Below are 13,229 nucleotides of genomic sequence, written 5' to 3' on the forward strand. Positions count from 1 at the left end.
TGAACCCTTAAAAATTTTTCAGGAAAAGTTATGGCGTAATCCATATACAGCTTTTAATTAAAAATGCGAAAGTCCTGATTTACCCATATTTGGTCTAGAAGGTCTACCTGCCTTTTTTTTTAGTATCCCATCTTCAGTATGTTCCTGCATCGATATTGATGCTTGTTGTGTATTAATATTTTGGAATGGATTGGATAAATTCATAATTTATATATATTTAAAATATACCTAATTCACTAACAAGTGATGTAATTTGTATCAATGCTTTACCAGAAATAGGGTCAGATAAAACGCTACTAAAACTCAGTAAATTGGATAATTCTGTTTTTGCCTGTTTTATTTCTGGATAATTCATTTTATATAAGTTCTTTACTTCTTTATAAGTATTATTATATGGCTGTCTTATTTCATTAAATATAAGGATTCCTTTATTAATCATATTTAATCTCTTAAGTTCGTCTGACAATGACCTTAACGCTAATAAATCTGGATACATTAAATTACATGGTATAAGAACTAGATCTACTTCTTGAATAAGACTTTTTAAATTACCAGAATTATATGGTGGTGTATCATGAATAATAATACGCTTAGAAATTTCCTCATAAGATACTGGCTTATTTCTACCAGTAAAAGATGAAATAACTCGAAGTGTTCCTTGATTATCATGATCGATAATATCTACATCCAATACATCCGATAAAGATGCTACTAATGTGCTTTTTCCACAACCCCCTTTTGTATTTGCTACTAACCCACATTCCGCACCAAATAATGCAATCTTTCAGTTGTTTTTATAACTGATTACTAATTAATTATAAAATTAATTAGTAACACACTTGCATATCCAAAATAAAACTTTGTACAGAATATAGGTTTTGAAATTGACTAATTAGTAATAATTGTTGCCTTTACTATTGTATGGTAACTTCTTATTTAGTATAATAGAAAAGCATACTTAATCATTCTTTAAGAAATAAGGTAACTCCCCAGGTACCTTTTTTTATTTTTCGTGACTTCTCAGGTATATCAAAAATTTTTTCTTACTATTGAGTACCATTTGTTAGATATGTTATATGCATGCAAAAGATAAACGGATAATCATGTTATCATTTTTTACAGAGGGGTTTAAGGTTAGCTATAAGGCAATAAAAAATAGGCTTATTAAGAGATATCAAACCATTTTTTACAGAGGGAATAGTTCGCAGAACTTATGCAGTTTACGCTTATACACCAACCATCAATAAACTTGTGATTCGAAAAAATAAATTGGCTTATGCTTATTAACATGCGAAAAGAAAACAGGAATTGACTTTGGAAGTATTTTATATGCCCCTTCCTGAATATCAGGAATTTCATGAAATGAAAATTTAATGTGTTGTTCTTTGTTAATAAGTTTACTTAAGTCTTTTGTTACAACGTTAAAAATCATATTAAGCTCTTGATAAGATGTTAAATCGTCTTCCCAATGACACTCTAAACAACCAAAAAAATCTATTACAACCACGATTAGTCCAGTTTCTTCAAAAAATTCTCGAACAAGACATTGGTGAAGATTTTCACCAATTTCTAACGTTCCTCCTGGCAAGAAATAAAATAGCCCTTTTGTATGTTCGCATAGAAGAATCTTCCCATCTGATTCCAATATGCCCCTTACTTTAACAATTTGTTTTCTATTCATTGAAAAAATCTAATTTAAATTTACCTAAAGTTGTGTAAGATTCTTTATAATCCTTATAATAGATTAAATTGATATCATCATTCAAATGAAGTGATTTTTCCTTAAAAATGTTTAAAGTTTGTAGATAGTGTTCTAGCTGAGGAATATAATGTCCACTATTAAGAGAAAGTTGTATAACCTCTCCATCTTTTACCCATAGGCTACCACTTCCAAGGATAGGTTTGTAGTGACTTAAGGAAGTATGTCTTATTTTGCTTGATGCAATACAAGCAAAAATTCTTAGATTGCAAGTAATTATAAATATAAGTTCTTTATCTAAATTGGGTTGATGTACTCGAGACCCATTTGCATGGTATAACTTATTATCTTTTATAAAGATTTCATATTTATTTAATTCACTTTTACTAATTAATTCAATAGTTGGATAAAAACGAGATACATTTTTATTTTCTAACCAAATAAAAAAATCAGGAATTTCATTATTAGGATTTTCTTTTTTCCAAACTTTAAAATAAGTCATCAAGCGCCGGTGACAAGGATCAACAGCCTCTAAAAAAAACTCACCCCAAATTTCTAAAGTTTTATGATCAAACTTTTTTTTATTATTCAAAACCAATGGAGTATATATGCATGATAGTTCAGGAGGTGTAAGAATTTTCTTTTTTAGATGATCTATACCTTGTGTTTTAAGGAACATAAGTTCTTTTAAATAATTTTTCTTTTTACTACATATATCCGATAAAACTTTTAAAATTTCTTTTATTTTTTCATCAGACATGTTGTCTTCTACTTTTAAAAGCTCTAAGTTAATTACTTCAAGCAATTTTATCCTTTTTAAGATAAATTTTTCTGATTCTTTCGGTAAAGAATGGTAATATTGTATTAACCTGTTAACCTTTTCTAATGATGTATCATAACTATAAAGAATTTCTTCTAAGTTTTCTTCAGGAAGGTCTATCCAGCTAATTTCTTGTTGACTTCTTACATCAACCAAAAATAAAAAAAATAATATAAATGAGTAGATATATATCTTATATTTCATTTTCTTGAGTCTGATATATAATGGCCTTTTAAAATATTATCACTATGTCTATTTTCAGAAATCCACACTGGTTTGATGTTTTTTGTAGTTGATACGTTTGTTTTTATACCAGAAACAGCATGGCTTATTGCTTTTTCAAGTGTTTTAGAAATTTTTTCCCAAGATAAGTATTCATAGATAAGTTGATGATTTAATAAGCCAATTTGCTTAGCGCGCGAACCATCGTGTAAAATATCATTAATTTTTTCTGCTATTTTTTGTGGATCTAACTGAACAAGATCTAGCGATGTTATGTCTTCATAGCCAGTATGGCAGATAGGAGTTAAAACAACCGGTAATCCCAACGCACAATAGTTAGATATTTTAACATTCATTCCACATCCACTATCAACACAACATGTTCCAATAGTAAATGAACCTAACTCACGAATGTAATCCGATTCGTCTCTTATTTCTCCAGTAAATTTAATATCTTTCCTGTGAGAATAACTGTTATATAATTCACTAGAAACCATACCAATTATTTTTAATTTTGCATCAGGATGTTCCTTTTGAACAAGAGGAAGAACTTTTTCTATTAAGTAAATGGTTGCTCGATGATTTGGTTCATAAAACTGATTACCGACTAACCCTATAATCTTTTCATTTAGGTTTGGTCCCGTGTAGCTTAGGCTTCGATCTACTCCAATAGGTGTTACAAATATTTTTTCGCTTGGAATACCATGCTTTTTGATCCTTTTATCTCGATCAACAGACGTCAGGGTCATAACTGAGTCTGCTAAATGTCCAGCAACGTAGTGTGTGTAATCAAGCAAAGTATTTTCTTGTTTATTATTTTTATTAAGAGTTTCCATTAATTCATCTTCAATATCATGCAGAACAAGAACTGAAGGGAGACCTGTTTTATTTTTTAATGGTACTCCAAGTTTGAGAAATGTTTGCGGAATTTCAAATTGCATAGCATCAAGGTTTTCTTTTGTTACCAGATTAGTCATAAAATCCTTGTTATAAAACAAATTCTCATCTAAAATGTGAATTCTAATTCTCGGTATATACAATTTTTCTATCTCCTTAATACTAGTAAAATTTCTATTACAAATAAAGAATACATAAGTATGACCTTTATTAATCATTTCTCTCGAAAGAGAAAATACTTTATATAGTAAACCGGTTGTAGGAATACTCGAGATAGCTGAATCTAAAATAAGACCTATTTTATAAGATGATTTTACTTCAATGTTGTTTTCAATTATTTCTCCATTTGAAAAATCGTAACCGTAGATCTTATTGTCATATGGAATGTTGAAAATTATAGGGAATGATACCGTAGCATGTAAACAGATCGAAGTTCCCATATACATTAATACTAGATACATCATAAAAAATACTCGACGTGCAACGCGAAACCTTGAATTCTTTTCCATATAAAAGAGAATTTTGATTTTTTTAATTTGATAATTACAAAAAAGCTTTACATCTTTACCATAGTGGGTACCTAATACCAATGTTATTGCTAAAAATGCGACTATAATAGCCAAGTCCATATGTATCATAATCTATTTTGTTTGTATAGAATTATTTGTAGGCCACTGCAAAGCCTTAAGCTTCGCTTATTGCATGCGTATGCACCTCAATAAGCATGTGGCTTTACTCTTCTAGTGATTAGTGATTGTTTATTATATACTTTTGTGTCAAAAAACCAGTTTGTGCAGGTCATTCTCGCGCAAAGATGTAAACTTATAAGTTATCCATCCCCAACAGCTCCAATGCATATATATTGCCACTTGCTGTATGCCAAAAGGTGACTCATAAGAAGGGGGCTATTGTGGCTACTTGCACCATGCAAAGTTACATGCATATGTAGCATATATGCAAATAATTGTCATCATTTTTTAACACAGGGGTTTAAGGTTAGCTATAAGGGAGGCTTCTGAATAGATTGTGTAAATATAAAAAATTCATTTAAAATCTACCATCAAATTTAATCATAAAATGAGCGATGGCGCTATTCCAATTAAGAATTGGCATGGTCCATTTTCTAGTCATATAAGTAACAGCTAAATATAATATGTTAAAAACAGCATTATCATTAGGGAAGGAACTCCCCAATTACCCTATGTTTTGTATAAAAAGAAATTAGATTAATCTATTTTTTGTTAATAATCAATATATAAAAACCAACCCAGTCAGTTACCTTTTTGTATAAAAATCATGTAACTGTTTCGCTTTTGCTGTTCCAATTATTGTAGCCAGCTTATCAAGTGAACATGCTTGAATAGCCTCATGTGTACCAAACTTCTGTAGCAATTTATCCATCGTTTTAGGCCCAATTCCAGAAATGTCTTCCCAATTGTTATGCAATGCTGCTTTACTACGCTTGGCCCTATGGAATTCAATAGCAAAACGGTGCGCTTCATCCCTTAATCGCTGTAGTAATTTTAATGATGGAGATTGTTTGTTTAAATGCAATGGTAGTGTATCGTTAGGAAAGTAGATTTCTTCTAGTCTTTTGGCAATACTGATAATCGCTACTTTACCATAAATACCAACTTCTTGTAATGCAAGTATGGCAGCGTTCAGTTGGCCTTTGCCTCCGTCTATTACAATTAAATGAGGCAATGGGATTTGCTCCTTTACTAGCGTAGTATAGCGCCTTTTTACTACTTCATGCATAGATGCGAAATCATTAGGTCCTTCTACTGTTTTTATGTTATAGTGTCGGTAATCTTTTTTAGAGGGATTACCATTCTTAAAGCAAACCATAGCAGCAACGGGATGATGCCCTTGGATGTTGGAATTATCAAAGCATTCTATAGCGTAGGGTAGCTCTTTTAGCTTTAGATCTTGTTGTAATCGTAAGAGTGTTAGATTTGGCCTCTCTTGATAGTTAGATTTTTTATGTAAAAAATCTTTTTTGCACAAAAGTGCGTTTTGTAACGCTAATTCTACCAATTTCCGCTTGTCCCCTATTTTAGGCATTGTTATGGAAAATGGTTCCATCGTTAATTCAACTGGAATATTAACCAATACTTCATGGGCTACGCTATTACTACAAGAACGGAGCTCGCAAATTATTAATGGCAGTAAGTCTGATACCTCCTCTTCCAACTTTTTAGTAACTACACGATGTTGGGTAAAAGAAATAGCTCCATTTTTAATGTATAGATAGCCTATAAAAGCATAGTCCTGATCTGAAATAATGGCTACAACATCTAAATCCCCAGCCATGGGATTGATAATCAATGATTTTGATTGATACTGATCCAGTATATCTAAATGCTCTTTGAATTGTTGTGCTTGTTTATATTCAAGGAGGTTGGCTGCTGCTAACATTTTTTCTTTAAATACTTTCTTTACGGAAGTAAAATTATTTTTGAGTAGCTCTTCTATCTGATCCATTTCTTTTTGATAAGATCCCTCATCTTGAAAAGATTGACAAGGGCCTTTACAGTGTCCTAAATGATAATCTAAACAAACCTTAAATTTATTCTTTGCTATATTACTTTCGGAAAGATTATAGTTACAGGTACGAAAAGAGAAAAGCTTTTTAATGGTTTCTAGTGTTTGTTTTATGGTATAACTGCTCGTAAAAGGACCATAATACTTACCTAAGGAAGGTGTAGTTTTGCGTGTAATAATTAATTTGGGAAATCTGTCATTGGTAATGCATAAATAGGGGTATGTTTTACCATCTTTTAGTAAAATATTATACCGTGGTTGCAGCTCTTTTATCAGGTTATTCTCTAATAGCAATGCTTCATAATCAGAATTTACAACAGTATATCCAATAGATGCAATGTGCGTGATCATACGCTGTGTTTTAAGGTTATGTACTTTGCTAGAAGTGAAATAATTACTTACTCTTTTTTTTATATTTTTAGCTTTACCTACATAAATAACATCTCCTTTTTTATTATGAAACTTATAGATGCCAGGTAGCGCAGGCAGGTGTTGTATATTATTTGGCGTATAAAGTAGCGTTTCCATAAAAAAACAAAAGCTACAAAAATGTCAATTAAAATCTTGCATGATAAGATACAAAATTTAAAAAAAAACAGGTGATGGTCTAAATGATATAGTGCTACATTTCCCCATCCAGATTAATTGTTTTATATTGAAAATGAATACTGTATAATTAATCCGCTGCCCTATTTTTTTCTCTAACAAGCTACATGTCCTGGTGTACGTGGGAATGGGATTACGTCACGTATATTTTCCATCCCTGTTACAAACAATATCAAACGTTCAAATCCTAACCCAAATCCACTATGTGGTATAGTCCCAAAACGTCTTGTATCTAGGTACCAATTTAAATCTTCTAATGGAACGTTTATACGTTGCATAGCTTCTATCAAATAGTCCATACGTTCTTCTCTTTGGGAACCGCCAATAATTTCTCCCACGCCAGGGAAAAGCACATCCATAGCTGCTACTGTATTTCCATCATCATTTTGGCGCATGTAAAATGCCTTGATTTCTCGTGGATAGTTGATAACGACAACAGGTTTTTTAAAATGATGCTCTACCAGATAACGCTCATGCTCTGATTGTAAATCTATGCCCCAATGTGTAATAGGATATGCAAATGTCCCATTTTTATTTGGCGGTGCATCCATTAAAATAGCAATCGCTTCTGTATAGCTAACACGCGCAAATGGCTGCTCTAACACAAAATTTAGCCGTTCTAATAAAGGCATTTGTTGTTTTGTATCCGTTTTATGAAGCGATCGTTGCTGCAGATAGGTAAGCTCTTCTTGGCAGTTTTTAAGTACATATTCCAGTAGAAATTTCAAGAAATCTTCTGCAAGTGTAATATTATCTTGTAATTCATTAAATGCTACTTCTGGTTCAACCATCCAAAACTCTGCTAAGTGTCTAGCTGTATTGGAATTTTCAGCCCTAAATGTAGGTCCAAAAGTATAGACTGACCCCAATCCCATAGCAGCTGCTTCTGCAGCAAGTTGTCCAGAAACAGTTAAGTTGGTAGACGTTTTAAAGAAGTCTTCTTTATAATTAACACTACCATCTGGGTTCTTAGGTAGGTTCAGAAGGTCTAAATTGGTTACACGGAACATTTCTCCTGCTCCTTCAGCATCAGCCGCCGTAATGATCGGCGTATGGAGATAGAAAAAGCCACGTTGATGGAAAAAATTATGAATGGCATAACTTACAGCATGTCGTATTCGGAATACGGCACCAAAAGTATTGGTGCGAAAACGCAAATGCGACCATTCTCTTAAAAATTCCAAAGAGTGCGCTTTGGGTTGTATAGGATAATCAGGTGCACTACCCAATAAAGTTAGTTCAGTGGCTTGCAACTCTATGGATTGAGCTTGTCCTTGTGAGGTAACTAGGTTTCCTGAAATGGCAATGCTAGCACCTGTGCCCAGTTCTGTTAGTAATTCCTCTGAAATTTGAGATGGGTCTATAACAGCTTGTAAATTCCCTTGACAAGAACCATCATTTATAGAAAGAAAAACAACCTGTTTGCTAACGCGTTTGGTACGAATCCACCCTTTTATCTCTACATGAGTGCCCACTGTTCCGGACTGTAAAAGCTCTTTAATTTTGTTAGCCAATGTGTTATTTTTTTTAAATATTGCTTTTTGATTAAATTCAAATCAACCTAATGGATAAATCTATAAATAGTTTTTTTTTAATCCAATAATCCTAGATGCAAAAACTACAATTAGATCAAAAGCTGGTTCATAAAATATCTGGACAGCAGATCCAATTTATAAAATTATTGCAAGTACCTAATGTTGCGTTAGATACATATATTTCAAAAGAAATGGCCAATAACCCACTTCTAGATGATTTAAAAGACTCAGATAGTGAAGAAAATATAGAAGAATCAGAGCTGCCACTAGAAGAAACATTTAGTTTTTCTGATACCTATTCGAGAGATTTAGGTAAAACAAACCACCACATAGATGATCAAATTTCCCGAGAAAATAGAATAGAATCCATTGTATCTCTGCAGGAAAAATTAAGAGAACAGTTACATTTATTACACTTAAGTGAAGTGGGCTACATAATAGGAGAGCATCTGATTGGCAGTCTAGATCAAAATGGGTATCTCCCACATGACTTGGAAATTATTGTTCAGGACCTACATGTAATGCATTACCTAGAGCTTTCTTTAAAAGAGGTAGAGGAGGTGCTTATAGCCATTCAAAGTTTAGATCCGCCTGGAATTGCGGCTAGAAATCTCCAGGAGTGTTTGCTATTACAAATACAAAGACATCGTCCAATGGATCCTGTTGTTCAACTGGCTAAAAAAATTATAAGTGCCTTTTTTGATGAGTTTGTAAAAAAGCATTATGAGAAAATAATAAAAAAATTAGGCATTGCCGATACCCATCTGCTTAAGGAAGCATTGGCATATATTACACGTCTTAGTCCCAAGCCAGGGTGGGCCAATGACAACATAGATCTTATGCGTAATTTCCTTTCTCCTGATTTTGTAATTCTAGAAGATCAGGGGAAACTAACCGTCGACTTGGTCCATTACAAAGCACCCAGGCTCCGTCTTAATAAAAAATATTTGACTATGTTGGAAGCCTACAAAAAAAATACAAAGCAAAATGCCGAAAGTCTGGAAATGCGCTCTTTTTTGAGAAAAAAATTGGAAGATGCCAAGGGCTTTATGGAGGCACTAAATCAGCGGAACCAAACACTGCTTAAAACGATGCATGCTATTTTAGAGCTACAATACACATTCTTTTTAGAAGGAGAAGAAACAGACAAATTAACGCCTATGATTTTGCAACATGTGGCTGAAAGGGTTGGTGTAGACACTTCAACGATCTCAAGAATTGTAAATCAAAAATCGGTGCAAGGTAAGTTTGGTATTTATCCATTAAAGTTTTTCTTTTCGGAAGGAATTAGCAGGTCCAGTGGAGAAGAGGTAAGTAATAAAGCCGTCAAAAACAGAATTTTAGAATTGATCAGCGTTGAAAACAAACGAAATCCGGATTCTGATGAACGTATTGTAGAGGTATTGGTCTCAGAAGGTTATAATATAGCACGTCGTACCGTAGCCAAGTATAGAGAGCAGCTCAATATACCTGTGGCTAGGTTGCGAAAGGTACTGGAATAGTATGTTATGGTGCATTTACGCTGTATTGTACAGATATGTATTTTGAACGTCATTTTATAAAATTGGTATTACAAATTTGCATATATTGCATAATTTTTATAAAATTGTATTTCCGTAGTTGGTTACATTTTATCATTTTAAAAATTAAATAAGTTTGAGTTGCAGTAAAGCACCTCATATTTTTATGCGTAGAGTTATTAATCTAAATCTAAGAGAAAACACACAATTTCAAAAAATATACGAACAATCTTTCCATACAAATACACAACTATTAGAACAAGTTCCACAAACATGTCATGCCTTGCCATAAGTAAATAATCATTTCAGTGATTTAGGTAAAATTATACATTATATACGGGTATAACCACAGGTTTGGCTATGTCCAGCTCAAGTGTATTTATGTCTATTCTTAGGCCATATCCTGTGTGTTTTGAATAGCATTCAAAAAGCAGCTTGGGGAGGGATCTAATCCCTTGAGTTGCACTAGTCGATTTGCATAAATGTATATGAAGTGTGCGCTTGTTGGGTTTTTATACAAATTTTGCATAGTTGGTTGCGTTTTTTTTGTCATTTTTTAAATTTAAAATCAATATATGTCGCATTTATTTCAAGTTCTTTCGTTTTCTATTGTATTTCTATTTTTTAGTTGTAGTGGGGCTAAATATGGTGAAAGTTATGTAAAAAAACCGACTCCTTTACCAAGGAGCAATAATACTAACCCAAACTCAAATGAGCAAATATACGACACTTCTATTAAACAAATCTGTAGTGCCTCTTCATCGAAATGTGTTCAAAAATCAGAAGTTGAATCAATTTCAAGTATAGTCTACGATACTCCTATTGCGAAACAGGTTCAAATACTGGAAAATACTTCTGGTAGCTCAGATAGTGGTTGCTGTAGCGTTTTTAGTGATATGTATGACAATCCTAGATCGACTAATGGTATCAGTCTTATAAAACCTAGACTAATAACAATACAACTAAATACGAATTCCAAAATTCTAGTAGGACCATGGATTGCAAAAGTTTTAGATTTGGCTACATCCCAAGATTCAGTACCACCACCATTAATACCAAATAAAAAGTCCTCAAATAGGTTCATGTGGCGTTTTTCTATTAATCTAGAAGCAAAAAAACCAAATAACCAGATTCTTGAATCAAATAATGTTAATCAGAGCAGTTTTCTTATAGAAGAATATGTTGAGTTAACCCCTCCAGTTCCAGTGGGTTTTTTTAGAACGCTTTTAAACTGTGCCTGTTGTATTCCGCTGCCAAAGTTAGGAACTACGAAGTAGTTAAATAGAAATTTCGTCCAGAAATTGGTATTGAAAATCATGTTATAGCGCATTTGTTTCATGCTTGTATAATGGCATGCTATTCCATAAAAACAGCATTACATATTTGTGTAAACATGAATGTTTTTTTTTCAAAATTCTGTTTTTTAGTTTGTTGCAGTTTCATCCGTTATCATTTATTAGTTAAAAAATCAATATATGTTGCATTTATTTCAAGTTCTTTTATTTTCTATTGTATTTCTATTTTTTAGTTGTAGTGGTGCTAAATATCGTGAAATTTGTAGGATTACGCCAGAGTATACAAATTGTTCAGACGGTTATTGTGGAGGAAAGGATATGTTAAAACTGTTTCCAAATAATTCTAAAATTATTAATGCTTCCAATCGTTTTCTATTATGTGAAAGTATTCGAAATGTGTTCTATAAGAACATTCAAGAAAGTTTAAAAAAGATTCAAGAGCAAGCTTCACACAACTCTATTAATGTTAAGGAATCTTATAAATTAAATGAAATTATTGAAGAACAGTTAGATATAAAAATTGCAGAATGGTTTTCAAACAATTTCCTCGACCTTAAGAAGGGAGTTGGCTTAGACGAAAAAAATATTGGGAAGCAGTTAGGTAAAATCATGCAAAAAAGAATCATAAACAATTTTAAAGCTTTCAATAATGAAAATAAAAATCTTAATATTAAGAGTCTATCTTTACTAAATAACATCGTAAAAGAATGGTTTTTTAATAACACTAACGATTTTAAAAAGCCAGATGAAAAAAATACTAGGGAACAGCTAAACACAATCATTCAAGAACTACTTGCAGGTATTTTTGAAATTGTTGGGATCAAAGTTCCTGAGCAAAGCCACAATACCCATGACAGTACTATTACGAAATCAAATAATCTAGATTTAAATGGGAATGGTTTATCTGTAGAAGATATTGCGTCAAGTCATCTAGGCTCATATTGCATTATTAGTATGGGCGAACGTTTCTTTTATATCCCTCTTCTATTAACAAAGCAAGTTTCATCTTGTAATATGCATAAATCCAAGCCAGTTCCAACACAAAGGAGAAGAAATGATTATATCAATCAATTGCAATCCTAAAAATAATACACCAGTACCAGTTTCATTACAAGCTACAGGATCAAATTGTAATGCTCACAACCCAAATCCAGATAAACAAAAGGGACCTAGCTATATCAATTGCAGTCCTCAAAATAATACACCAGCTTCATCACAAGCTACAGGATCAGTCTGTAATGTTCACAACTCAAAGCCAGATAAACAAAAGGTATCTAGCTATATCAATTGGAATCCTCAAGTACAATCATCAAAAGTTACAGGATCAAATTGTAATAATCATTATGATGAACAGCTTTATGCTACTCCTCAAAATAATGCACCAGTTTCATCACAAGTTGCATCATCTACAGGATCAAACAGTAATACTTCTAATACCTCAGATGATGAACAAGACTACGATTTTCCTCAAAATAATGTACCAGTTTTACAAAAAAAAGCTCTATTGGATACAAAATCAGGCAGTAATGCTTTTGAGAACTTAGGAAATGAAGAGGACTACGATATTCTTCCACCTCCAAAACCAGTTGAGCAAACTAGGAAAAATATGAAAACAAAACAAGTTCATTTTACTGATACAAAATCAAACAGTGATGTTTCTTATAACTCAGATGGTGAACAAGATGAGGAGATTAAACTATTCAGTCCTGAAGACTATAAAGTTTGGCTTGCTGAAGAAAGCAAGAAAAGCAAACAAAAAAAGATGAGTAAAAGCAATAATTATTCTGGTTCACATGCTGAACCAAAATCAGACTGTAATGCTAACAATAACAATCGTAGTACTATGCCATTGATCAGTCTTGAAGAAGCTCAAGATAAGTTTGGTCCAAAGGTAATAAATGATAGTGATAATGATACAGGTATCTGTGATTGTATATGTTGTATTTCTTAAATTGTATTCCATGTAGTGCTATTGATGGACACGAATGCATAAGCAGTGAAATAGGAAGTTAGGTACAAAAATGCTGATTTATTTTGCTACCTTAGCTTTTGTTGGATGTGACAATCATGGTTTTTTACTGCAAATCAATA

General features: G+C 32.4%; 12 protein-coding genes. 5 read left to right on the forward strand and 7 right to left on the reverse strand.

Going from position 1 to position 13,229, the window contains the following annotated elements; translation table 11 throughout:
• Positions 1 to 57: 57 nt before the first annotated feature.
• From CCPUN_RS04690 to asnS, 7 genes are all read right to left on the reverse strand, one after another.
• The gene (locus tag CCPUN_RS04690; RefSeq protein ID WP_165941887.1) at positions 58 to 204 is read right to left on the reverse strand and encodes a hypothetical protein; all 147 of its coding nucleotides are present in this window, start codon (positions 202 to 204) and stop codon (positions 58 to 60) included.
• A 13-nt stretch (positions 205 to 217) separates the two neighbouring features.
• Complete coding sequence (locus CCPUN_RS01210; protein ID WP_133281767.1) at positions 218 to 781, reverse strand: ParA family protein; 564 nt, start codon at positions 779 to 781, stop codon at positions 218 to 220.
• 459 nt (positions 782 to 1,240) lie between these two features.
• Positions 1,241 to 1,681 (reverse strand): NUDIX domain-containing protein, encoded by a 441-nt coding sequence (locus CCPUN_RS01215; protein ID WP_133281768.1) that lies wholly within the window; start codon positions 1,679 to 1,681, stop codon positions 1,241 to 1,243.
• A complete protein-coding gene (locus CCPUN_RS01220; protein WP_133281769.1) occupies positions 1,674 to 2,723 on the reverse strand; it encodes a hypothetical protein in 1,050 nt (349 codons plus the stop codon). The genes CCPUN_RS01215 and CCPUN_RS01220 overlap by 8 nt, the downstream gene beginning before the upstream one ends.
• Positions 2,720 to 4,276 (reverse strand): glycosyltransferase family 4 protein, encoded by a 1,557-nt coding sequence (locus tag CCPUN_RS01225; protein ID WP_133281770.1) that lies wholly within the window; start codon positions 4,274 to 4,276, stop codon positions 2,720 to 2,722. The genes CCPUN_RS01220 and CCPUN_RS01225 overlap by 4 nt, the downstream gene beginning before the upstream one ends.
• Positions 4,277 to 4,913: 637 nt before the next feature.
• A complete protein-coding gene (gene uvrC, locus CCPUN_RS01230) occupies positions 4,914 to 6,710 on the reverse strand; it encodes an excinuclease ABC subunit UvrC (protein ID WP_133281771.1) in 1,797 nt (598 codons plus the stop codon).
• A gap of 173 nt (positions 6,711 to 6,883) precedes the next feature.
• On the reverse strand, positions 6,884 to 8,302 hold the full coding sequence (gene asnS / locus CCPUN_RS01235) for an asparagine--tRNA ligase (protein ID WP_133281772.1): 1,419 nt from the start codon (positions 8,300 to 8,302) through the stop codon (positions 6,884 to 6,886).
• Between the two features lie 95 nt (positions 8,303 to 8,397).
• Between asnS and rpoN the strand changes: the two genes are divergently transcribed.
• The 5 genes from rpoN to CCPUN_RS01255 all read left to right on the forward strand — a co-directional run bounded on the left by rpoN (position 8,398) and on the right by CCPUN_RS01255 (position 13,089).
• Entirely contained in the window at positions 8,398 to 9,825 is a 1,428-nt protein-coding gene (gene rpoN / locus CCPUN_RS01240; protein WP_133281773.1) for an RNA polymerase factor sigma-54, read from the forward strand.
• A 184-nt stretch (positions 9,826 to 10,009) separates the two neighbouring features.
• Positions 10,010 to 10,135, forward strand: coding sequence for a hypothetical protein (locus tag CCPUN_RS04820; protein WP_255414871.1), 126 nt, complete (start codon positions 10,010 to 10,012; stop codon positions 10,133 to 10,135).
• A gap of 283 nt (positions 10,136 to 10,418) precedes the next feature.
• On the forward strand, positions 10,419 to 11,120 hold the full coding sequence (locus CCPUN_RS01245) for a hypothetical protein (protein WP_133281774.1): 702 nt from the start codon (positions 10,419 to 10,421) through the stop codon (positions 11,118 to 11,120).
• A 198-nt stretch (positions 11,121 to 11,318) separates the two neighbouring features.
• Positions 11,319 to 12,221, forward strand: coding sequence for a hypothetical protein (locus CCPUN_RS01250; RefSeq protein ID WP_133281775.1), 903 nt, complete (start codon positions 11,319 to 11,321; stop codon positions 12,219 to 12,221).
• Complete coding sequence (locus CCPUN_RS01255) at positions 12,193 to 13,089, forward strand: hypothetical protein (RefSeq protein WP_133281776.1); 897 nt, start codon at positions 12,193 to 12,195, stop codon at positions 13,087 to 13,089. The genes CCPUN_RS01250 and CCPUN_RS01255 overlap by 29 nt, the downstream gene beginning before the upstream one ends.
• Positions 13,090 to 13,229 lie beyond the last annotated feature (140 nt).

Source organism: Cardinium endosymbiont of Culicoides punctatus, from assembly GCF_004354815.1.
Lineage (GTDB): Bacteria > Bacteroidota > Bacteroidia > Cytophagales > Amoebophilaceae > Cardinium.